At 71.4% G+C, this 21,776-nt stretch carries 19 protein-coding genes; 9 read left to right on the top strand and 10 right to left on the bottom strand.

All coding sequences use genetic code 11. From position 1 onward, the window contains the following. Positions 1-118 precede the first annotated feature (118 nt). On the top strand, positions 119-2,338 hold the full coding sequence (locus ISP_RS18165) for a beta-L-arabinofuranosidase domain-containing protein (protein WP_230468816.1): 2,220 nt from the start codon (positions 119-121) through the stop codon (positions 2,336-2,338). Positions 2,339-2,647: 309 nt separating this feature from the next. Here ISP_RS18165 and ISP_RS18170 read toward each other — a convergent pair whose 3' ends face one another. The 3 genes from ISP_RS18170 to ISP_RS18180 all read right to left on the bottom strand — a co-directional run bounded on the left by ISP_RS18170 (position 2,648) and on the right by ISP_RS18180 (position 5,400). Beyond that, positions 2,648-3,202, bottom strand: coding sequence for a snapalysin family zinc-dependent metalloprotease (locus ISP_RS18170; protein WP_013225272.1), 555 nt, complete (start codon positions 3,200-3,202; stop codon positions 2,648-2,650). A gap of 150 nt (positions 3,203-3,352) precedes the next feature. Further along, complete coding sequence (locus ISP_RS18175; protein WP_013225273.1) at positions 3,353-3,907, bottom strand: TetR/AcrR family transcriptional regulator; 555 nt, start codon at positions 3,905-3,907, stop codon at positions 3,353-3,355. Positions 3,908-3,909: 2 nt separating this feature from the next. After that, positions 3,910-5,400, bottom strand: coding sequence for an MFS transporter (locus tag ISP_RS18180; protein ID WP_013225274.1), 1,491 nt, complete (start codon positions 5,398-5,400; stop codon positions 3,910-3,912). Between the two features lie 83 nt (positions 5,401-5,483). Here ISP_RS18180 and ISP_RS18185 point away from each other — a divergent pair, with 83 nt between their 5' ends. Beyond that, the gene (locus ISP_RS18185; protein WP_176742092.1) at positions 5,484-5,714 is read left to right on the top strand and encodes a hypothetical protein; all 231 of its coding nucleotides are present in this window, start codon (positions 5,484-5,486) and stop codon (positions 5,712-5,714) included. Here ISP_RS18185 and ISP_RS18190 read toward each other — a convergent pair. Both ISP_RS18190 and ISP_RS18195 read right to left on the bottom strand, forming a co-directional pair. Beyond that, positions 5,711-5,866, bottom strand: a complete 156-nt coding sequence (locus ISP_RS18190) for a hypothetical protein (protein WP_014466960.1) — start codon at positions 5,864-5,866, stop codon at positions 5,711-5,713. The genes ISP_RS18185 and ISP_RS18190 overlap by 4 nt on opposite strands. A 38-nt stretch (positions 5,867-5,904) precedes the next feature. Then, positions 5,905-7,077 carry an ROK family transcriptional regulator gene (locus ISP_RS18195; RefSeq protein ID WP_014466961.1) on the bottom strand — a complete coding sequence of 391 codons (1,173 nt, stop codon included), beginning with the start codon at positions 7,075-7,077 and terminating at the stop codon, positions 5,905-5,907. 136 nt (positions 7,078-7,213) lie between these two features. Between ISP_RS18195 and ISP_RS18200 the strand changes: the two genes are divergently transcribed. The 3 genes from ISP_RS18200 to ISP_RS18210 are packed head-to-tail and all read left to right on the top strand — an operon-like array spanning position 7,214 to position 12,341. Continuing rightward, the gene (locus tag ISP_RS18200) at positions 7,214-8,638 is read left to right on the top strand and encodes an APC family permease (RefSeq protein WP_013225277.1); all 1,425 of its coding nucleotides are present in this window, start codon (positions 7,214-7,216) and stop codon (positions 8,636-8,638) included. Continuing rightward, a complete protein-coding gene (locus ISP_RS18205; protein ID WP_013225278.1) occupies positions 8,635-11,454 on the top strand; it encodes a glycosyl hydrolase 2 galactose-binding domain-containing protein in 2,820 nt (939 codons plus the stop codon). The genes ISP_RS18200 and ISP_RS18205 overlap by 4 nt, the downstream gene beginning before the upstream one ends. Next, positions 11,451-12,341 (top strand): ROK family protein, encoded by an 891-nt coding sequence (locus ISP_RS18210; protein ID WP_013225279.1) that lies wholly within the window; start codon positions 11,451-11,453, stop codon positions 12,339-12,341. The genes ISP_RS18205 and ISP_RS18210 overlap by 4 nt, the downstream gene beginning before the upstream one ends. A gap of 47 nt (positions 12,342-12,388) precedes the next feature. Here ISP_RS18210 and ISP_RS18215 read toward each other — a convergent pair whose 3' ends face one another. Together ISP_RS18215 and ISP_RS18220 are read right to left on the bottom strand one after the other, a co-directional pair. Further along, the gene (locus ISP_RS18215; RefSeq protein ID WP_013225280.1) at positions 12,389-13,597 is read right to left on the bottom strand and encodes an MFS transporter; all 1,209 of its coding nucleotides are present in this window, start codon (positions 13,595-13,597) and stop codon (positions 12,389-12,391) included. A 282-nt stretch (positions 13,598-13,879) separates the two neighbouring features. Further along, on the bottom strand, positions 13,880-14,875 hold the full coding sequence (locus ISP_RS18220) for a LacI family DNA-binding transcriptional regulator (RefSeq protein ID WP_013225281.1): 996 nt from the start codon (positions 14,873-14,875) through the stop codon (positions 13,880-13,882). A 131-nt stretch (positions 14,876-15,006) separates the two neighbouring features. Between ISP_RS18220 and ISP_RS18225 the strand changes: the two genes are divergently transcribed. The 3 genes from ISP_RS18225 to ISP_RS18235 are packed head-to-tail and all read left to right on the top strand — an operon-like array spanning position 15,007 to position 18,654. Then, positions 15,007-16,668, top strand: a complete 1,662-nt coding sequence (locus ISP_RS18225; protein WP_013225282.1) for a peptide-N4-asparagine amidase — start codon at positions 15,007-15,009, stop codon at positions 16,666-16,668. Between the two features lies 1 nt (position 16,669). After that, positions 16,670-17,323, top strand: a complete 654-nt coding sequence (locus tag ISP_RS18230) for a class I SAM-dependent DNA methyltransferase (RefSeq protein ID WP_013225283.1) — start codon at positions 16,670-16,672, stop codon at positions 17,321-17,323. A 53-nt stretch (positions 17,324-17,376) separates the two neighbouring features. Further along, positions 17,377-18,654, top strand: a complete 1,278-nt coding sequence (locus ISP_RS18235; RefSeq protein ID WP_014466963.1) for a cytochrome P450 — start codon at positions 17,377-17,379, stop codon at positions 18,652-18,654. A gap of 7 nt (positions 18,655-18,661) precedes the next feature. On the opposite strand, the gene ISP_RS18240 is transcribed toward ISP_RS18235, so the two are convergent. The 3 genes from ISP_RS18240 to ISP_RS18250 form a co-directional block, all read right to left on the bottom strand. Next, positions 18,662-19,618 (bottom strand): DUF1152 domain-containing protein, encoded by a 957-nt coding sequence (locus ISP_RS18240; protein WP_230468817.1) that lies wholly within the window; start codon positions 19,616-19,618, stop codon positions 18,662-18,664. A gap of 43 nt (positions 19,619-19,661) precedes the next feature. Next, the gene (locus ISP_RS18245; RefSeq protein ID WP_013225286.1) at positions 19,662-20,288 is read right to left on the bottom strand and encodes an alpha-ketoglutarate-dependent dioxygenase AlkB; all 627 of its coding nucleotides are present in this window, start codon (positions 20,286-20,288) and stop codon (positions 19,662-19,664) included. Between the two features lie 74 nt (positions 20,289-20,362). Next, the gene (locus ISP_RS18250; protein WP_013225287.1) at positions 20,363-20,938 is read right to left on the bottom strand and encodes a dihydrofolate reductase family protein; all 576 of its coding nucleotides are present in this window, start codon (positions 20,936-20,938) and stop codon (positions 20,363-20,365) included. A gap of 241 nt (positions 20,939-21,179) precedes the next feature. Between ISP_RS18250 and ISP_RS18255 the strand changes: the two genes are divergently transcribed. Further along, a complete protein-coding gene (locus ISP_RS18255) occupies positions 21,180-21,758 on the top strand; it encodes a hypothetical protein (RefSeq protein ID WP_014466964.1) in 579 nt (192 codons plus the stop codon). The last annotated feature ends 18 nt before the right edge of the window (positions 21,759-21,776 follow it).

A 21,776-nucleotide genomic window follows, 5' to 3' on the forward strand; every position in this document is an offset into this window, starting at 1 on the left:
TCCCCGCCCCGGCTTTTCCCCCGCGTCGTCGCACGCCCGGGCTCCCCCCCTGCCCCCCCGGGTGGCCGGGGGGGCCCCGGGGGGGCCCCCCCCCCCCACCCCGGCGAAAGGCCCGATGATGCGCGAACCCACCTTCGACCGCCGCCTGCTGCTGAAAGCCGTGGGTGCCCTCTCCGCGAGCGCGGCGCTGGCCCCGGCGTTGGCCGGCACCGCCGCGGCCGCGAACCGGCCCGACATCGGTGTCTCGGTGTTCCCGTTCCCGCTGGGCGCGGTGCGGCTGCAGGCCGGGCCGTTCCTCGACAACATGAACCGGCAGCTGGCCTACTTCCGGTTCGTCGACGCCGACCGCCTGCTGCACACGTTCCGGCTCAACGCCGGGCTGGCCAGCTCGGCCCAGCCGTGCGGCGGCTGGGAAAGCCCCGGCACGGAACTGCGCGGCCATTCGACCGGCCACCTGCTGTCCGGGCTGGCCCAGGCGTACGCCAACACCGGCGACACCGCGCACAAGACCAAGGGCGACTACCTCGTCAACGCCCTGGCCGCGTGCCAGGCGGCGGCGCCGGGACGCGGCTTCCACGCCGGGTACCTCTCGGCGTTCCCGGAGAACTTCTTCGACCGGCTGGAGAGCGGCCAGTCGGTCTGGGCGCCCTACTACACGCTGCACAAGATCATGGCGGGGCTGCTCGACCAGTACCTCCTCGCCGGCAACCAGCAGGCCCTCGACGTGCTGCTGCGCAAGGCGGCCTGGACGAAGACCCGCACCGATCCGCTGTCGGTCACGCAGATGCAAGCCGCACTGCGCACGGAGTTCGGCGGGATGCCCGAGGTCCTGACGAACCTGTACCAGGTGACCGGCGACGCGAACCACCTCGCCACGGCCCAGCGGTTCGACCACGCCCAGATCCTCGACCCCCTGGCCGCCAACCAGGACCGGCTGTCAGGGTTCCACGCCAACACCCAGATCCCCAAGATCCTCGGCGCGATCCGCGAATACCACGCCACCGGGACGACCCGCTACCGCGACATCGCGGTCAACTTCTGGCGGATCGTGCTCGACCACCACACGTACGTGATCGGCGGCAACTCCGACGGCGAGTACTTCCAGGCGCCGGACGCGATCGCGAGCCAGTTGTCGGACACCACGTGCGAAGTCTGCAACACCTACAACATGCTCAAGCTGACCCGGCAGCTGTTCTTCACGAACCCGGCACCCGAGTACATGGACTACTACGAGCTGGCGCTGTTCAACCAGATCCTCGGCGAGCAGGACCCGGACTCGAGCCACGGGTTCGTCACGTACTACACGCCGTTGCGCGCCGGCGGGATCAAGACCTACGCCAACGACTACGACGACTTCACCTGCGACCACGGCACCGGCATGGAGTCGCAGACGAAGTTCGCCGACAGCGTCTACTTCTTCACCGGCGAGACGCTGTACGTCAACCTGTTCATCGCGTCGGTGCTGACCTGGCCGGGCCGGGGGATCACCGTCCGGCAGGACACCACGTTCCCCGCCTCGTCCGGCACGAAGCTGACGATCGGCGGGTCCGGGCACATCGCGCTGAAGCTCCGCATTCCCAAGTGGACTTCGGGCGCGGTGGTGAAGGTCAACGGGGTCGCCCAGGGCAGTCCGTCCCCGGGGTCGTTCTGCACGATCGACCGGACGTGGGCGGCCGGGGACGTGGTCGACGTGTCGGTCCCGGCGTCGCTGACCTTCCCGCGGGCGAACGACGACGCGAGCGTCGGCGCGGCGAAGTACGGCGCGATCGTGCTCGCGGGCCAGTACGGCTCGACGAACCTGAGCGCGCTGCCGACGTTGCAGACGGGGACGGTGCGCCAGGATCCCGCGAACCCGCTGCGCTTCACCGGAACGGCGAGCACGGGCGCGGTCACCCTGCTGCCGTTCTCCGCCACGCACCACCAGCGGTACACGGTGTACTGGCGGCTGACCGGCACGCCGCCCACCGGCACGTCGTACGAGGCCGAAGCGGGCACCCTCGCCGGGCAGGCCGCGGTGCGCAGTTCATCCGGCGCTTCGGGCGGCGCGTTGGTCGGCTACGTGGGCGGCGGTGCGGCGAACTACCTGCAGTTCTCGGGGGTGAACACCACGGCGGGCACGCATCCGGTGACGATCTTCTACGCCTCGGGTGAGGCGCGGTCGTTGACGGTGAGTGTCAACGGCGGTACGGCGGTCTCGGTCGCCACGCCCAGTTCGGGTGGCTGGGACACGGTGGGTTCAGTGCAGGTGACGCTGACGCTCGCGGCGGGCGCGAACACGATCCGCCTCGGCAATCCGTCGGGCTGGGCACCGGACCTCGACCGGATCGTCGTGGGGTGAGGGGCGGAGCGGTCAGCACGCGAGATACCGGGCGAAGAACGCGCTGAGGCCGGTCGGCGGCGATGCCGAGCCGCCGCGCATCTTCCTCGGCGATGAGCTTCGCGGCCGCCGGCGGCAGGTAGGGCGCCTTCGGCCGCCGCCGGGGCGCGCGGTCAGGAGAAGGAGGCCGGCGAGCCCGGCGACCAGTGGTGAGTTTCGCATCCTTTGACCGTATTGACGGCGAACGGGCGCCACCTCGGGATGATCACCGAGATCGACCCCGGACAGGGCTGTGGCCCGGGCACCGGGCCCGGGCCACAGCTCACCTGCTCAGAAGCCGTAGACGGTTTCGTAGACCCGCTGGCCGGCGGTGGTCGCGACGAGCCCGTTGGCCCACAGCGAGTTCACCCGGCTGCGCTCGGCGGCGTTCGGCACCGCGTTGGTGCAGGACGGGCCGGGGCCGCCACCCGACATCAGCTCGGAGCACGGACCCGAGTAGTGGTCGGGCAGCCCGAGGGCGTGCCCGGTCTCGTGCGCCGCGATGCGGGTCGGGTTGTACTGGCGGGCCTGGGTGTAGTCGATGAAGATGGTGCCGCTGCCGTGCCCGTTGGTCGAGGCGTAGGAGCCGCGGGGGTCGTTGCCCTCGGTGTAGCGCAGGCTGGCGCCGGAGTTGCGCTCGACGAGCCGGACGTTGGTGACGCTGCGGTTCCAGTTGGCGGCACCGGCGTTGATCACCGAGCGGAACGTCGGTGCGCTGGCGGTGCTGTAGTAGACCGTGGTGACGGCGGCTTCCTGCTGGGTGGCGGCCGACGCGGTGCCCGCGGCGAGCGGGGTCACGGTCAGGGCGAGCGCGACGGCGCCGGCCAGGGCGAACTTCCTCGACATCGGAAGACTCCTCGTGAGGGGACGGGGATTTGCCGGATTTGCGCGCGCTGTCGAGAATTTACCTTGAAGACACCTTCGCCGGAGCCGACTAACGTAGGGCTCGGAAAGTGGTGATTTCCCAGTACCGAAGTCGGGTTGACAACGGGGCCGTCACCCGAAGGTGAGGGCCAGCAGCTGCCGCTCCAGCTTCCGCGCGGCGGCCACGTCGATGCCCGCGCCCCACAACGGCGCCGTGCTCGCGCCGTCGGCCGCCGCGACCACCAGGGTGACGACGTCCTCGGGAAGGCCGTCGTCGTGGAGTTCGCGCTCCCACCGCTGCGCGTCCGCGCGGGCCAGCTCGGCGATCTCGGGGATCGAGATCAGCTGGGCGATCAGGGCGATGGTCTCGCGGATCGCGACCTCGTCGTAGGAGGTGTCCAGCGACGCCCGGACGTACGCGCGGGTCAGTCGCCCCGGCGCGGTGTCGGCCGGATCGAGCGCGGCCCGCACCTCGGTGCGGAACGCGTCCAGCAGGTCCTGGGCGAGGGTGCGCACCAGCGCGTCCTTGGCCGGGAAGTGGTACAGCAGCCCGCCTTTCGACACGCCGGCCGCCCGGGCGATGTCGTCGAGGGAGGCCGAGACGCCGCGGGTGCGGATGACCTGCGCGGCGGCGTCGAGCAGGGCCCGGCGGGTTTCTTCCGGGCCGCGCCCGGCTTTGCGAGGCATGCTCAGTCCTTTCCGGACGGAATGGTACGCCAGGCGATCAGCGCGGCGACGGCGGTGACGGCGGCCGCCGCGAGGGACGTCACCTGCATGGCGCCGGTGAAGGCTTCCCGTGCGGCCCGGGCCAGTTCAGAACTCGGGTCCAAAACGCTCGCGGCGCCGGCGAGGGAGTCGCGGACCTCGCCGGGCACCGGGCCGGCCGGCAGGAACGCGCGGTAGACCAGGTTCACCACCGAACCGAGGATCGCGATGCCCAGCGCCGCCCCGAGTTCGTAGGCCGTCTCGGAGATCGCCGACGCCGAGCCGGCCTTGTCCCGCGGGACCGCGGAGAGCACCGAGTCGACGGTCAGTGTCAGCGCCAGGCCGACGCCCAGCCCGACCGGCACCAGCGTCAGGCCCAGCCACCAGTACTGCTGCGCCCGTTCGGCGACCGAGACCAGCGCGAGGCCCAGCGCCGCCACCGTGAGGCCCGCCGCGATGGCCCGGCCCCGCCCGAGCCGCCCGGCGACCACGCCGACGGCCGCCACGACGGCGATCGAAGCCAGCGTCGCGGGCATCTCCGCGAACCCCGCCTGCAGCGGCGAGAAACCGCGGACGAGCTGCAGGTACTGCGAAAAGAAGAACAGCAGGCCCATCAGCGCGAAGACCGCGATGAAGTTCGCCAGGACCGCACCGCTGAAGGCGCCGTTGCGGAACAGCGTGACGTCGATCAAGGGAGCCGCGGCCCGCCGCTGGCGGCGGACGAACAGGGCGCCGAACAGCAGCCCGAGCCCGGCGGCGGCACCCATCCGGACGTCGAAACCGGTGCTGACGGCGTGCTTGACCGCGTAGACCAGCGGGACGATCGCGGCCGGCGACAGCCCGGCCGAGAGCAGGTCGAACCGGCCCGGGTCCGGATCCCGGGATTCGGGCAGCAGCCACGCGCCCGCGATCAGGAAGCCGGCGACGATCGGCACGTTGATCAGGAACACCGAGCCCCACCAGTAGTGCTCGAGCAGCGTCCCGCCGACCAGCGGGCCCAGCGCGATGCCGCCGCCGGACCCGGCCGACCAGATGGCGATGGCGCGGGTGCGCTCGCGCGGGTCGGCGAACAGCGTCCGGATGAGCGACAGCGTCGACGGCATGATCGTCGCGCCGGCGACCCCGAGCAGCAGCCGCGCGACGACGAGCACGCTCGCGGTGGGGGAGAAGGCGGCCAGCGCGGAGGCGAGCCCGAACGCCGCGGTCCCGATGAGCAGCACTTTCTTGCGCCCGAAGCGGTCGGCGAGGTTCCCCGCCGTGACGAGCAGCCCGGCCAGGGCGAGCGAGTAGACGTCGCCGATCCAGAGGATTTCGGTGGCGGTCGGCGCGAGTTCGCGGGTGAGCGACGGCACGGCCAGGTACAGCACGGTGCCGTCGACCGCGAGCAGGACCACGGCGCCGACGAGGACGCCCAGCGCGGCCCAGCGGCGCCGGGGGCTCAACGGCCGGGCGGAGGTCGGCTGGGTGGTGGTCATGAAAGTTACTATACCGTCTGGACGGTATAGTAACGCTGGTGAGGCCGCTCACGCGTAGGCTGGAGACAGTGAAGGAGGTGGACGTGACAGCCGAGGACCTGATGATCGAGTTCTCCCTGACGCGCCTGGATCACCCCGAACTCGACATCGAGGAGATCGCCGCGCTCGTCGTCCGCCGGGGCGGCCCGGAGCGGGAGCTGGAGTTCGCCGCCCGCAACCTCGCCGACCGCGGCGAACTGCGCGGCGCGGCCTTCCCGACGGCGGTGGAGTACGTGCTGCGGGTGGTGCTCACCCTGCGCGGCCCGTCCGACTAGTCCACTGTGGACGCGCGGGGAGCCGTGGTCGGGCTGGCTTTCCGGCCGGGGCCCTTGCTCATCCGGCGCGCGACCTGAGCGGTCGCCGGCCGCAGCCGCCTGATCCGGACCTGCCGCGGCCACCGGCGCCCGGAATCGGCGACCTCCGGCATGGCTGCAGTCCTTCCCCGGTGCGCTTCCGGTAGCGCGCTCAGGCGTCTCCCGCAGCCCGGCGCAACCCCCGGCGGTCGAAGACCAGCTCGCGGGCCGTGCCCAGGGCCGTCGCGATCGCTCCCGCCAAGACCGCGTCCTCGCCGAGCTGGCCCGCCACGATCTCCGGGACCACCGGGATCGTCGCGGCCAGTGCGCGCCGCATCGGGGCGGCCAGCAAGTCGGTGTTGCCGCCGATGCCGCCGCCCAGCACGATCAACCTCGGGTCCAAGACCGCTGTCACCGCCGAGACCACGTACGCCAGCTTCTCCGCCTCCTCCTCGACCACGGCAAGAGCCCGTGCATCGCCCGCCCGGGCCAGCCGGAAGACGTCCTTCGCCGAACGCGCCTTCGTCAGCCCCCGCGACCGGGCCGCGGCCAGCACTGCCTGACCCGCCGCCGCCGTCTCCACCGGTCCCGGACGCCGCGCGCCGGCGCCGGACGGCAGCGCCCCGAACGGCAGGTCCGCGATCTCGCCCGCCGCGCCGTGGGCGCCGCGGAACAGCTTGCCGTCCACCAGCAGGCCCATCCCGATTCCGGTGCCGACGGTCAGGCACACCAGCACGTCGACGCCCAGCGCCGCGCCGAGTGCGTGCTCGCCGACCGCGCACAGGTTCGCGTCGTTCTCCACCACCACGTCCGAGCCTCGGGCGGCCAGCGCCGAGACGAGCTCGTGCAGCAGCCCGCGCCGTTCCCAGCCCGGCAGGTTGGGCGCGCGGTGCACGGTGCCCGTCGCCGGGTCCGGGACGCCGGGCGTGCCGACCACCGTCGAGACGACTTCGTGCGCGTGCAGCCCGGCCGAGGACACCGCGCGTTCGACGGATTCGCCGACCGTGCGCACCAAGGCACTCGCCGAACGGCACCGGTTGGGCTCGTCGAGCCGCGCGACGATGCTGCCTTCCAGGTCCGCGACGGCGATCCGGAGGACCCGCCGCCCGATGTCGACGCCGACGACGTGCCCCGCGTCCGGTGCGGCCTGGTAGACGACCGCCGCGCGGCCCGGGCCGGCCAGGCTGCGCCCGGTGGTCCGGACCAGTCCGTGCTGCTCGAGATCGAGCAGGGCCTGGCCCACCGTGGGTTTCGACAGCCCGGTGTCGGCGGCGATCCGGGGCCGTGTCGCTTCGCCGTGCGCGCGCAGCCGGTCCAGCACCCGCCGCTGGTTCAGCGCCCGCATGTGGGCCGGCGTCCCGACCTGCGGCCCGTTTCGTCCCACGCGTCCTCCTGAGTTGCCGCAAGTTTATCCGCGAACCCTTCCGGCCCGGGGCGTTCTATGTTAAGAAACTTTACTAACTACTAGTCGGAGGCACGTCGTGAGTTCACCCACTCGTTCCGGGGAACCGCCCGCCCTGGAACGCAAGATCGGCCCGCTGCAGGCCACCGCGATCAACATGACCCAGATGTGCGGGATCGGCCCGTTCGTCACGATCCCCACCATGGTCGCCACCATGGGCGGCCCGCAGGCGATGTTCGGCTGGATCATCGGGGCGATCGTCGCGCTGGCCGACGGGCTGATCTGGGCCGAACTCGGCGCCGCGATGCCGGGCGCCGGCGGCACGTACCTCTACCTGCGCGAAGCGTTCCAGTACCGCACCGGACGCCTGATGCCGTTCCTGTTCGTGTGGAGCGCGGTGCTGTTCATCCCGCTGATCATGTCGACCGGCATCATCGGCCTCGTCCAGTACCTCGGCTACCTGATCCCCGGCGTGACCGACGACGCGGGCACGACCCCGCTGGGCAAGATCATCGGCGTCGGCATCACGCTCTTGATCATCCTGGCGCTGTTCCGGAAGATCGGCCAGATCTCCAAACTCACGACGGTGCTGTTCGTGGTCATGCTCGTCGCCGTGCTGACCACGATCGTCGCGGCGTTCTCGCACTTCAGCGCCTCGCAGGCGTTCGCCTTCACTCCGGGCGCGTTCAGTTCCGCCGGCCAAGGCACGTTCTGGGGCGGCCTCGGCGCCGGCCTGATCATCGCCATCTACGACTACCTCGGCTACAACACCTCCGCCTACCTCGGCGGCGAAGTGCGGGAGCCGGGCCGCACGCTGCCCCGCTCGATCATCTTCTCGATCGTCGGCATCATGGGCCTGTACTTCCTGCTACAGGTCGGGGTGCTCGGCTCGATCCCGCTGGAGCAGCTGAAGACGGCCAAGTCGGTCGCGTCGTCGGTGCTGGAACAGGTGTGGGGCACCGGCGTCGCCAAGTCGATCACCGTGCTGATCGTGATCGCGGCGATCGCGTCCGTGTTCGCCGGGCTGCTCGGCGGCTCGCGCGTGCCGTTCGAAGCCGCGCGCGACAAGGTGTTCCTGCCGGTGTTCGGCAAGCTGCACCCGAAGCTGCACCTGCCGACCGCGGGCGTGCTCGCCATGGGCGCCATCACGATCATCGGTTCGCTGTTCACCCTGACCGAGGTGATCAACGCGGCGGTCGCGACCCTGGTCATCATCCAGTCGCTGGCCCAGGTCGCCGCGATCGTCGTGCTCCGCCGCCGGCAGCCGAACCTGAGGCGGCCGTACCGGCAGTGGCTCTACCCGGCGCCGACGATCATCGCGCTCGTCGGCTGGGTCTACATCTACAAATCGGCCGACTGGCTGTCCATCTGGCTTTCGCTCGGCTGGATCGCCATCGGCGCGCTCGCCTACCTCGGCTACGCCAAGGCCGAGCACACCTGGCCGTTCGGGCCCAAGGAGATCAAGGAAGCTTTCGCCACCGAACCGGAAGGGGTTCAGGCATGACCCGGAAGCTCGCGATCTTAGCCGCGCTGCTCCTCGTCCCCGGCGTGCTGAGCGTGGCCGGACCCGCGGCCGCGCAGGACACGCAGGCCGTCGCGAAGCCGCACGGGCTCACGACGATCGGCCTGCAGGGCTGGCAGGTCCTCACCACGGCGAACGTCAAGGACGGCGGCGACAAGGTTTCCACGCCCGGGTACGCCACCCGCGGCTGGCTGCCGGTGAAGCCGGACGACGCCGGCGCGCCCGGCACCGAGATCAACGCCCTGGTGCAGAACGGCCAGTGCCCGGACGTCTTCTACTCGGACAACATGCGCAAGTGCTTCGGGTACGTCGACAAGCTCGGCCCGGTCGCCACCTTGCCGTTCTCCGACCCGTGGTGGTACCGCACCGACTTCGCCCCGGACTTCAAGGCCGGCCAGCACGCCAAGCTGACCATCCCGGGCATCGTCGGGGAGGGCGACGTCTGGGTGAACGGCACGCTCGTCGCCACGAAGGACGTCGTGAGCGGCGCGTTCGCCGGGCACACCTTCGACGTCTCGAAGCTCGTGAAGCCGGGCAAGAACACCTTGGCGATCAAGGTCTACCCGAACGACCCGCTGAAGATGTACACCCTCGACCAGGTCGACTGGGGCCAGATCCCGCCGGACAACGACACCGGCATCCAGTTCCCGCCGACCCTGCAGGTGGGGGACGCGCTGACCGGGGACAACGCGCACGTCGTGCAGGACAACGCGCCCGACCTGTCCAGCTCGAAGCTGACGGTGAAGCTCGACGTCGCCAACAACGCGGCCACGGCGCAGACCGGCGACGTCGCCGCGACGATCACCGCGCCCTCGGGGGCGCCGATCGTCGTCAAGCAGCGCGTCACCATCCCGGCGAACACCCAGCGGACGGTCGTGTTCGCGCCGGTGAAGATCGAGAAACCGCAGGTGTGGTACCCGTATTCGATGGGCGGCCAGCCGCTCTACACGCTGACCACCGCGGTCTCCCAGAACGGCGTGCTGTCGACGTCGTCGAAGAGCACCTTCGGCATCCGCACGGTGACTTCGCGCCTGGTCGGGAAGTCCAAGCCGCTGCCGGACGGCGCTCGGCAGTTCACCGTCAACGGCAAGGACTTCGTGTTCCGCGGCGGCGGCTTCGCGCCGGACCTGTTCCTGCGCTACGACTCCGCCGACACCGCGCACCAGATCGCGCTGATCAAGAACCTGGGCCTGTCCGGCGTCCGCCTCGAAGGCCACGACATGCCGCAGGACTTCTACGACCAGGCCGACCGCGCGGGTCTGCTGGTCATCGGCGGGTTCCTGTGCTGTGACGCCTGGCAGCCGGACACCGCCGAGCAGCTGGGCGAGCGGGACCTGCGGATCATCCACGACTCGTCGGTGAGCATCGCGCAGCGCGAGCGCAACCACCCCAGCGTCTTCAACTACGGCTGGAGCGACAACGAGCCGTTCCCGAACCAGGAGCACGCCGTCCTCACCGCGTTCGAGCAGGAGGACTTCCAGGTCCCGGTGATCGCCTCGGCGGAGTACAAGAGCACGCCGACGCTGGGCAACTCGGGGGAGAAGGAAGGCCCGTACGACTGGGTCCCGCCGACGTACTGGTACGACAGCTCGCACTTCGACCCCGAGGACTCCAGCCGCACCAACGCGGGCGGCGCCTGGGGCTTCGCGAGCGAACAGAGCGCCGGGCACACCGTGCCGACGCTCGACTCGATCAAGCGGTTCCTGTCGCCCACCGAGCAGGCGAAGCTCTGGCAGGACCCGGCGTACAACCAGTACCACGCGAACTTCGAGCCGGACCACGGCGGTTACGCCTTCGGCACGCTGTACACCCTCGACCAGTCGATCGCGCAGCGGTACGGGAAGTGGAACTCGCTCAAGTCCTATGTGGACCTGGCGAACATCGCGAACTACGAGAACACCCGCTCGCAGTTCGAGGCGTTCCTGCACCACTCGACGGACAAGGCCAACCCGGCCACCGGTGTCGTCTACTGGCAGCTGAACAAGGGCTGGCCGACGCTGCTGTGGTCGCTCTACAACGACGACGGCGACCAGGCGGGCGCGTACTTCGGCGCCCAGAAGGCGAACAAGCCGCTGCACGCGATCTACGGCTACGACAACGGGTCCGTCACCCTGGACAACCTCGGCGCGGCCACGCAGTCCGGGCTTTCGGTGCAGGCGCGCGTGCTCGACACCGCGGGCAAGGTGCTCGACGACCAGACCGCGGCCGGCCTGAGCCTCGGCAGCCAGGGCGTCAGGACCGGTGTCCTGAAGCCGAAGGTGCCCGCCGAGACGAAGGCACCGGCGCCCGCGCAGGTCTACTTCGTCGAGCTGCAGGTCAAGCAGGGCGGGAAGGTCGTCGACCGGAACGTCTACTGGCTCTCGACGCAGAAGGACGTCGTCGACTGGGCCAAGACGCTCGGCAACCCGCAGGCGACGCTGTCGCAGTACGGCAACCTGCAGGCCCTGCAGAACCTGCCGCAGTCGCAGGTCGGCGCGGTGGCGTCGACCCGGCCGAACGGGACGGGGCTGGTCACCACGGTGACGGTCACGAACACCTCGAAGACACCGGGCGCGGCGTTCTTCCTGCGGGCCGACGTCCGCCGCGGCACGCCGGACGGGCGGGAAGCGCCAGGGGACAACCAGCTCGCGAACGCGACCTGGGACGACAACGACATCACGCTGTGGCCGGGCCAGTCGCAGACGCTGACCGTCACCTACCAGGCGGCCGACCTGCGCGGGGCGGCCCCGGTGATCAGCGTCGACGGGCTCAACACCGGCCGGATCGTGGTGCGGGGGACGGGAGGGGCGCACGCGTGAGCGAGGATCGGATTCTCGGGATCGACTTCGGCGGCACGAAGGTGGCGCTGGGGCTCGCCGATCGCGACGGCACCCTGCTGGCGACCCGCCGGCTGGACACCGACGCGCACGCGGGGGCCGAGCAGGTGGTGGTGCGCGCGCTCGCCGCGGCCAGGGCTCTCCTGGCCGACGAGGGTGCGTCGCCCGGCTGCATCGGCGTCGTCAGCCCGGGGATCGTGCTGCCGGACCGCATCCTGCTCGCGCCGAACGTGCCGGGTTGGGAGCAGCTGCGGCTGGCGGAGCTGGTGGCCGCGGAGTTCCCCGCCGTGCCGATCTCGGTGGGCACGGACGCGAAGGCGGCGGCGCTGGCGGAGTGGCGCTGGGGCGCGCTGGCCGGGGCCGACCCGGCGGTGTTCCTGTCACTGGGCACCGGCATCGCGGCGGCGGTGCTGGTCGGCGGCCGGTTGCTGACCGGCGCCAACGGAGCTGCGGGCGAGATCGGGTACAACCTGCTCTCGCCGCAGGACACCGAGGGTTTCGCGAGCGGAGCGGCGCCGCTCGAGGAAGCCGTCGGTGGGCGTGGGCTGGGCGGCCGGGCGAGCGAACTGCTCGGCCGCCCGGTCACCGCCGGGGAGCTGTTCGCGCTGGCCAAGGAAAACGTCGAGGCCAAGGAGCTGGTGACGGCCGCGCTCGACGAACTGTCGATGCACGTGGCCAACCTGGCGATCGCCCTGGACCCGGAGCGCATCGCGGTCGGCGGCGGCCTGGTCCGGTCCGCGGACGTGCTGCTGCCGGCGCTGGCGGACCGGCTCGCGCACGCGGTGCCGTTCCCGCCGCAGCTGGTGGCCGCCCGCTTCGACCAGGACGCGGCGCTGCTGGGCGCGGTGGCACTCGCCCTGGGCGGTTAGGCGTCCGGGTGGTGTGCCGGTGCCCCGACCCGGCACACCACTCGGCTTCAGGCTTGGGCAGCCGCCGGCTCTTCGGTCCGCCGGAACGCCGCGGGGGAGAGCTGGAACCACACGAGCACCGCGCTGACGGCCTGGACGCCTGCGCCCATCACCCAGACGGCACGCAGGCCCCAGTGCGCCGCGACCAGGCCGCCGGCCAGCGCGCCCAGCGGCGTCAGGCCCCAGGCCAGCGCCCGGTGGCTGGTGAGCACCCGGCCCAGCAGGGGCGCCGGGGTGAAGCGCTGGCGGCTGGACTGCGAGCAGACGTTCCAGATCAGCACGGTCGCCGTCAGGGACACCAGCACGACCCCCACCAGCGGCGGCCACGGCGGGACGAGCGCGATCAGCAGCGTCGCCACGACGCCGAAGCTCTGGGCGAACCGCATCGACCACGAGTAGCCGAGCCGGTCCACCACTTTCTGCACGAAGAACGACGACCCGACCCAGCCGACGGCGAGGCAGGCGAGCAGCAGGCCGTAGCCGACCGGGCCGACGTGCAGGACCTGCGTCGCGTAGAGCACGAACATCGAGTTGCCGGCGCTCGCGGCGAACGAGCCCAGGGCGACGTTGATCGTGATCGACCGCAGCAGCGGCGTCCGCACCAGGTGCCGCAGGCCGCCCGAGAGGTCCCGCAACGGGTGCGTCGCCGCCGCGACGACCGACTGGGACGGGATCCGGCGGGCCAGCACGAGGGCGCCGAGCGCGCAGGCCGCGGCCAGCCAGGCGGGCGCACCGGCGCCGACGGCGATCAGGAACCCGGTCAGCGGCGGCACGACGAACCGCACCACCCCCTGGTCGATCACGGTGAGCCGCGCGTTGGCGTGGGCGAGCTGCCCGGGACCGACCAGTTCCGGGACGAGCGCGCCGCTGGCGCCGTCGCCGAGCACCCGCGCCGAGGTGATGACGAAGGCGACCACCAGCAGCACGGGCAGGCTGAGCACCTTGGCTGAGGCAACGGCGGCGAGCACGACGGCGGCCCCGGCCAGCACGGCGTAGGCCCAGGCCAGGACCGTGGTCCGGCGCACCCGGTCGATGAGCACCCCGGCGAACAGGGAGAGCAGCAGCCAGGGAGCTTCGCCGACGACGTTGATCAGCGAGACTTCGCGCGGATCGGTGGTGACGGACACGGCCAGCAGGGGGATCGCGGCCAGGAGCAGGCCTTCGGCGGACGAACCGGACACCGCGACGGCTTGCAGCCGCACCCACCTGGACGCCATGAGCCGAGCTTGCCGAACCGGCCCGTGAATCCCAACCGATTTAGCGGGTGGTGCGGGAGGGATTTCCCCGACCGCGCCGGCGTAACGCCGTGGCGGTCGGGGAATCGAGACTCATCACGCGTGGCGCGCCGAGCGTCCTCGGCAAAGGGGAGTCGGGCAGGCGAAGTGGCGCCCCACTGCGCGAGGGAGTTCAGGTATGTCCCGGCCGTCCGGCGCTGAGCACGCCTGTCCCAAAGCGGTGGCCAACGACAAACCCGCCCCGGGCGGACCTGAGCCACCGGTCTAGCGGCGGACCCGGGTCGATTCGCGGACGACCAGCTCCGGGGTGAACACCACGGCCTGCCGTTCCGGCTTCGTGTCCGACGTCTCGGCCAGCAGCAGTTCCGCGGCCGTGCGGCCGAGGCGGCGGGCCGGCTGGCGGACCGACGTCAGCGGGACCGCCGCCGCGCCCGCGAACTCGATGTCGTCGTAGCCGACGATCGCCATCTCGTCCGGGACGCGGACACCCGCGCCGACCATCGCCTGCAGCACGCCCAGGGCGAGGAGGTCGTTCGCGCAGAACACCGCCGTCGGCCGGGGGCTCGCGCCGAGCAGGCGCGCGCCGGCGTCGCGGCCGGAGGTGACGTCGAGGCCGATCGCCTCCAAGACGGTCAGCTCTGCGCCGGAGCCGGCCAGTGCGTTGCGGAGGCCCTGCTCGCGGTCGCGGCACTGGGTGAGGATGGCGGGGCCGTTGACGAACGCGATCCGCCGGTGCCCGGTCTCCAGCAGGTGCCGTCCGCCGAGCGCCCCGCCGGCGACGTCGTCGACCGACACCGAGCTCGCCTCCGACGCCGGGGCCTTGCGGTCGACGAAGACGTACGGCGTGCCGGTGCGCCGGAACGTCCGCAGGGCTTCGCCGGACGTCGCGACCGGGCTCAGCAGCACCCCGCGGACCCGCTGCTCGGCGAACATCGCCAGGTACGACGCTTCCAGTTCGGACCGCTGCCCGCTGTTGCAGGTGATGATGTTGAGGCCTTCGGCGTGCGCGGCCTGCTCGGCCCCCCGGGCGACGTCGACGAAGAAGGGGTTCCCGAGATCGAGCACGAGCAGCCCCATCACGCGGCTGCGCCCGGCCCGCAGCTGCCGGGCGGACTCGTCCCGCACGTACCCGAGCTCCTCGATCACCGAAAGCACCCGGTGCCGCGTCGCGGCCGCGACGACGTGCGGCCGGTTGACCACATTGGACACCGTGCCGATGGAGACGCCCGCCCGCTTCGCGACGTCCTTGATGCCGACCACCGGACCCCCTCGCTGAGAAGGGGTGAGCCTATCATGATCTGAAACGTTTCAGCGCGCGATTACCGACGTTGGTCGCATGATCGCGCCGCTAGGCTCCCAGCCGGGTGTGCCTGCCATTGGGAGGAGTCGGGGTGCGGATCTTCACGATCGTCCTGTCGCTGGTGCTGACGTGGGTGTTCGCCGGGGCGGTCGCTTCGGCCGCGCCGATCGTGGAAGGCGATACCGACAACCCCGTGACCGCCGCGCCCGGCGTCACGCGGCCGGACTCGCCGCACTGCAGCGTCACGCTCGCCGACGGCTTCCGGTCGAACGCCGCCGACGGCAGCCCGCAGTTCTACGAAGGCACCCTCGCGCCGCCGAAGGCCTGCCCCGGGCCGTGGGCGAAGGTCGTCATGGACCAGACCGTCACCGTGAGCGGGCGGCAGTACGACCGGATCGGCGACCTGCGGATCGGCGGTACCGAGGTCTGGTGGGGGACCACCGAGGAGCCCAGCGGCGAGGGCCACCGCCCGATCACCTACCACTTCGACAAGGACCTGACGCCCTACAGCGCCTTGCTGCGTACCCCGCAGCCCTTCCACGGCGGCATCGAAAACTACAACTCGGCGATCTACACCGGCGTCTACGCCCAGACCGTGACGCTCACCTACTACCAGGCCGACCGCAAGCACCCCGCGGCCGTGACGCCCGATCGCGTCGCCGGGTTCGGGCACGCCGACGCCACCCCCGCCGCGCCCACCGTGCACTTCAGCGCGCAGGGCCTGCCGCGCAACATCACCCGCGCCTACCTCGAGGTCACGCTCGAAGGCCACGCCTGCGACGAGCAGTGGTTCGACGACGTCCCCGACGCCGTGGCCGCGAAGTACCCGGCGGCCGGCCTCTGCGGGAAGGGGTCCTACCGCGAGGCGAACTTCGCGATCGACGGCACGTCCGCCGGGAGCGCGTTCACCTTCCCGCACATCTACTCCGGCGGGATCGTGCCGCAGCTGTGGCGGCCGGTCGTCGCGATCGACACCTTCAGCCTGCACGCCGAGACCTACGACGTCACGCCGTTCGCGGGCCGGCTCGTCGACGGCGGCACCCACGACCTCTCCTTCTCCTTCCCGGACATCGGCGGCGAATTCACCGTCGTCCCGACGCTCCTGCTCTACACCGACAAGAACGCCACGCAGACGTCCGGCGCCCTCACCCAGCACGACGTCGCGGCCGCACCGGCCCGGCAGGAGACGGTCAAGGACATCTCCGGCGGCGTGAACGTCACGGTCACCGCGAAGCGCCACGACGTGACGGCGGGCTACGTCGACACCTCTGCCGGCCGGGTGTATACCCGGGTCGAGCGCACCCGCGACTACCGCAACAGCGACGACGTCACCGGCGGCGGCTTCACCCAGCACGTCGTGCAGGCCGACGCCGGGCAGCAGACCTCGGTGTCCACAGTGGACGGCCGGGTGCGGTCGGCGGACCGGCACACCTGGTCCTACCCGCTGACGACCGACGCGACCGCGAACATCACCGACGACCAGAACCTGCGGATCTCGGGCTCGGCGGACATGACGAAGATCCTCGGCGACCTGACCGGCGACGGCCGCACCTGGCGGCCGGTGCGGGCTTCGCGCGAGTGGCTGGCCTCTTCCGGCGTGCTGGCCCGCACGAACGGCGTCAACACCGAGGCCGACGGCCGGTCGAAGACGCTCTTCACCGGCACCGACGACCGCGGCCGGCCGTACTTCCACTACGTCGCGAGCGAGCACGGGCTGATCACCGAGAACCGGGAGCTGCCCGGAGGCCGGTAGGGTGCGGCTCGTGACCGAACCCGCCTTCGTGACCGAGACCCGGATCGCCTACGACACCGTCGCCGACTCCTACGCCGAGGAGCTGCGGGATCTGCTGGACGCCAGCCCGTGGGACCGGGCGATGCTGGGGACGTTCGCCGAACTGGTCGGGGGAGCCGGGCCGGTCGGTGATCTCGGCTGCGGCCCGGGCCGGTTGACCGGCTACCTGGCCTCGCTCGGGCTGGACGTGTTCGGGGTGGACCTCTCGCCCGGCATGGTCGACGCGGCTCGCCGGGCGCATCCCGGGCTGCGCTTCGAAGTCGGATCGATGGCCGCACTGGACCTCGAAGACGGCAGCCTGGCGGGTGCGCTGGCGTGGTACTCGCTGATCCACACGCCGCCGGAGGAACTGCCGGCGGTGGTGGCGGAGCTGGCGCGGGTGCTGGCCCCGGGCGGGCGGCTGCTGACCGGGTTCCAGGTCGGCGACGAACGCCGCCGCATCACTCAGGGCTACGGCCACGACGTCGCCTTCGACGCCTACCGGTTGCAGCCGGACTTCGTGGTCGGGCTGTGCGTCGCCGCCGGGCTGGTCGTGGAAGCGCGGCTGGTTCGTGAGCCGCACGGGCCGTACGAGAAGACGCCGCAGGCCGGCCTGCTGGCCCGCAAGCCGGGGTGAACCGCGTCTCGCTTCTCGTCACCCGATCGGGCTAGTACGGTACTGTCGGTCCCATGGGGAGTCTCCGCTCACGGGTCCTGGGCTGGGTCGGCCGACGGTATCTCGCCCGGCAGTCGAAAAAGGGCTTCGACCTCGAAAAGATGTCGTCCTTCCTGCCCGATTCGGCGTTGCTGCCGCTGAAACGGGACGGCCTCGACCCGGTCCCCGAGATGGCCGCTCAGCGGAGCGAGGCGCCGATCGGCAAGCTCGACCTGCCGTTCGGGATGAACGCCTGGCTCGTCACCGGGTACGACGAGGCGAAGGCCGTGCTCGGCAAGGCGACCGGTTTTTCCAGCGACTTCGGCAACCTCGTCGGCAACGCCGGCGTGACCGCCGACCAGAACCCGGGCGGCCTGGGCTTCGCGGATCCGCCGGTGCACACGCGGCTGCGGAAGCTGCTCACGCCGGAGTTCACCATGCGCCGGCTGAGCCGGCTGGCCCCGCGCATCGACGAGATCGTCGCCGGGCAGCTCGACGCCATGGCCGCCACCGACGGCCCGGTCGACCTGTGGCAGGCGTTCGCGCTGCCGATCCCGTCGCTGACCATCTGCGAACTGCTCGGCGTGTCCTATGAGGACCGCGAGGACTTCCAGCGGCTGAGCACCGCCCGCTTCGACCTCTTCGGCGGCGCGGGTGCCTCGCTCGGCGCGATGTCGGAGTCGCTGACCTACCTGCTCGACATCGTCAAGAAGCAGCGCGAGGAACCGGGCGACGGCCTGCTCGGCATGCTGATCAAGGAACACGGCGACGAGATCGACGACCGCGAGCTGGCCGGCCTGGCCGACGGCGTGCTCACCGGCGGCCTGGAGACCACGGCGAGCATGCTGGCCCTCGGCGCGCTGGTGCTGCTGCGCGACGAGAAGGCGATGGACGCCGTCCGCGGCGACGACGAGTCCGTGCACCGGTTCGTCGAGGAGCTGCTGCGCTACCTGACGGTGGTGCAGATGGCGTTCCCCCGGTTCGCCAAGGAGGACATGGAGATCGGCGGCGTCCACATCGCCGAGGGTGACATCGTGCTGGTGTCCCTGTCCACGGCGGACCGCGACCCCAAGCTGGGCGCGGACATGGAGACGTTCGACGCGACCCGCGATCCGACGTCGCACCTGGCGTTCAGCTACGGCATCCACCGCTGCATCGGCGCGGAACTGGCCCGGATGGAGCTGCGCACCGCCTACCCGGCGCTGATCCGCCGCTTCCCGAACCTGCGGCTGGCGGTGCCCGAGGAGGACCTCTCCTTCCGTCAGGTGTCCATTGTGTACGGTCTGGACGCGCTGCCGGTCCTGGTGGACTGAACGGCTTTCAGTGCGGGATGGCCCGCCGCGGCCGGCGCGTGACGCGGTCGCGGTGCGCCTCGATGACCAGGGCGACGTCCATGGCGGTGCTCGTCCCGGCGAGCTCGCCGAGGTAGCCGACCCCGGCGGCGAGGGTCACCAGGTCCGCGGCGAAGTAGACCCCCATCAACGGGTTGACGAACAGCTCGCTGCCCGCGGTGCGGGTCGTCCCGTGCACGTTCCCGAACTCGCCCCGCAGCGCGGCGGCGATCTGCCCCTGGACGATGCTCGGCCGGTCCGGGGTCGCGCGGTTCGCGTCGGCGACGGCGTCCAGGTAGGCCGCCGCTTCCGGGGACGCCGACGGGATCGAGAGCGCGCCCAGGTACCCGCCCTCCCGGTCGAGGGCGGCGAGGTTCTCCAGCACGTGCGCGTGGCAGACGCCGTGGAAGGCGTCGATGCCGAAGCCGAGGCTGGCGACGATGCGGTCGACGCCCTCGAGCGCGGCCACCGCGGCGAGGCTGGCCATGTCCTCTTCCGGGGTGCCGAGCCCGGACTCGTCCCCGCGCAGCAGGATGTCCGTGCCTCCGTCGACGAGCACCACCGCGTCGACCGCCAGCTGCGCGACGAGGGCTTCGTAGGCCGCCCGCAGCGGCCGGGCGCCGACGCGGGGGAAGGCGTGGACGACCGGCGGCCACCCCCGGGTGCCCAGCCACCGGGCGAGGGTGCGTTCGGGGAAGTAGCCGTCGTCGCCCGCGCTGCCGGGCCGCACCCGTGCGACGTCCGGCGCGACCCAGTCGTCCAGCTCCAGCCGGTTCAGGTCGCTGAACGCCAGGTTGGCAAAGTGGACTTCCTTGCCCTGGGCGCGCAGGGCGAAGGCGAGCGGGAGACCGGCGTAGACGTCGAACCCGCCGCCCGCGCCGGCGATCAGGACCCGGCGGGCCGGCCGCAGCCGGGTGAACAGCGGGGGTTCCGCGAGCGTGAACACCCCGCCATCGTACGGGGGCGCGGCGTCCATCCTTTGTGGATTTTCACCGCACTCCCCGCGGCCGGAACTGGATGCTGATCCGCGGCCCGGCCGCCCGGTTCGTCTTCGGGATCGCGTGTTCCCAGGTGCGCTGGCACGAGCCGCCCATCACGATCAAGTCGCCGTGGCCGAGCGCGTAGCGGTGTGACTCGCCGCCGCCGCGGGGGCGCAGGGCCAGCTGGCGGGCCGCGCCGACCGAGAGGATCGCGACCATCGTGTCCTCGGTGCTGCCGCGGCCGATCGTGTCGCCGTGCCAGGCGACGCTGTCCCGGCCGTCGCGGTAGTAGCACAGGCCCGCGGTGCGGAACGGCTCGCCGAGTTCGCCGGCGTAGTGCTCGCTCAGCGCGGTGCGGGCCGCCGCCAGCACGGGGTGGGGGAGAGGCGCCGCTTCGCGGTAGAAGCACAGCAGCCGCGGGACGTCGACGAAGCGGTCGTACATCCGGCGCCGCTCCGCCTGCCACGGGACGCCGGTGACGAGGTCGGCGAACACCTCGTCGGCGCCGGCGAGCCAGCCCGGCTGCACGTCGACCCATGCGCCGGAGCCGAGCTCGGTCCGGCGCGGCGCCAGGTCGTGCAGCGTGACGGGGCCGGATTCGCCGAACAGCGATGCCTGCAGGGCCGGGGTCGTCATGGGTCCGACCGTACACGATGTTCGAACAGATGTTCTACTTTGGGTCGCGCCGCCCGGCCGGACCCCCGGACCCGTCAGTGCGTGACGTCGTAGACCAGCTTCTGGACGCCGTTGCCGTAGGCCTCGCTCTCGACGAGCTTCAGGTTCTGCTTGTCCTTGTCGGTCTCGCTGAACAGCCGCTTGCCCGCGCCGAGCAGGACGGGGAAGACCAGCAGGTGGTAGCGGTCGATCAGGCCGGCGTCGGCCAGAGCGCGGTTGAGGGTGGCGCTGCCGGCGACGATGATCGGGCCGCCCTCGGTCTCCTTCAGGGCCGCGACCTCGTCCAGCGAACGCAGGATCGTCGTCTCGCCCCAGTTGTCCACCAGGTCGTCGTTCTTCAAGGTGGTCGACACGACGTACTTCGGCATCGCGTTGTACCCGGCGAACTCCTCGGTCATGCCCGGCCAGACCGGCGCGAACGCCTCGTAGCTGACGCGGCCCAGCAGCATGGCCGTGGCTTCTTCCTGCTCGCTGCCCTTGATCGCGTAGGCGGCCGGGTCGAACTCGATGTCCTTGAAAGTCCAGCCCGCGTTGCGGTAGCCCGGCTCCCCGCCGGGGGCTTCGACGACGCCGTCGAGCGAAACGAACGAGCTGGAGATCAGGGTGCGCATGGGGTGCTCCTCGGTGGTCGGTCCGGCTTCTGCAAGTCTGTCGAACGGGGAAAGCCGGATTCGACACCGGCCCTGGCGAAAACTTCCGACGTACCGCGCCGCGGGGAAGGCGGGTCTTGCCCACCGCGGCCCGGGCTCGTACAGTCAGGTCCACGCCGAACAAAGGTCTGAACCTGTCGTCGGTGACCGCCGCCTCGAGTGACACAGGAGGTTGACGGTGCGCAGACTTCACGGTGCGGGCGTGCTCGCGGCGGTCGTGACGGGGCTCGCGGTGTTCGCCCCGGCGGCGGACGCCCAGGTCGGGACGGGTCCGTGGGTCTCGGACTCGCCGGGCTACTCGGAGCAGGAGCGGGGGTGCGGCGACATCTCCGGGCTGACCTTCAAGCTCACCTGCTCGACCGGCAGCGGTGACCAGCGCGCGGAACGCCGCTACACCACCTACACCGGCGGCACCCACCAGTTCGAGGGGTCGTTCAAGATCACCAGCATGGGCGGCAGCCGGATCAGCCTGAAGCAGACGTTCCGGGACGGCTCCAGCGCCGGCCCGTTCTTCCTGCTGGCGGTGGAGAAGGGCGGCCGGCTCTACGCGGTGCACGGCGGGGAGACCATCGCCACCGGCGCGACCGTGGGCACGAGCGTCCGGGTGAACACGATCAACCAGGTCGGCAGCACGCACAAGGTCTACATCAACGGCTCGCAGAAGGACTCGGTGTCCAGCCCGAGCGGCAGCTACTACGACAAGTTCGGCAGCTACCGCACCGCGAGCGGCAAGGGGCCGATCACGGTGGAGTGGAGCGGGATCCGGTTCTGGCACAAGTAGGACGGAGAGGGCGGCGCG

This window comes from Amycolatopsis mediterranei (assembly GCF_026017845.1).
Lineage (GTDB): Bacteria > Actinomycetota > Actinomycetes > Mycobacteriales > Pseudonocardiaceae > Amycolatopsis > Amycolatopsis mediterranei.